The sequence below is a fragment of the Pseudomonas sp. EA_65y_Pfl1_P113 genome (genome assembly GCF_963970525.1).
GTDB lineage: Bacteria > Pseudomonadota > Gammaproteobacteria > Pseudomonadales > Pseudomonadaceae > Aquipseudomonas > Aquipseudomonas tritici.
In genome coordinates this window covers 1-469 of sequence record NZ_CAXAQM010000495.1, presented here as the reverse complement: position 1 = coordinate 469, position 469 = coordinate 1, and the positions used below count along the sequence as shown (strand labels likewise).

At 64.2% G+C, this 469-nt stretch carries 1 protein-coding gene; it reads left to right on the top strand.

The features are described 5' to 3' along the window. A partial coding sequence (locus AACY52_RS30745; protein WP_339561453.1) for a glutamate--tRNA ligase family protein occupies positions 1-469 on the top strand: 469 nt, incomplete at both ends.

Genomic DNA, 469 nt, shown 5'->3' with positions numbered 1-469 from the left:
TGCCGCGTTGCGCGCGGCGGGCCGGGTCTATCCGGCCTATGAAACCGCCCAAGAACTCGACCTCAAGCGCAAGATCGCCGCCGGGCGCGGCCTGCCACCCATCTATGACCGCGCGGCGCTGGCTTTGTCGGACGCCGACCGCGCCAGACTGGAAGCCGATGGCATCGCTCCGCATTGGCGCTTCAAGCTCGACCATGACACGCCGATCCTCTGGGACGATTTGATTCGCGGTCCCCAGAAATTCGATGCGGCAACGATGAGCGACCCGGTGATCCGCCGCGCCGATGGATCGTGGCTGTATATGCTCCCCTCGGCGATCGACGATGCCGAAATGGGCATCACCCATGTCGTGCGCGGTGAAGACCATGTCTCCAACACCGCGCTGCAATTGCAGATGTTCGAGGCGATGGGTGTCGCCGCGCCGGCTTTCGCGCATGAAGCGTTGCTGGTCGGCTCCGAAGGCAAATTG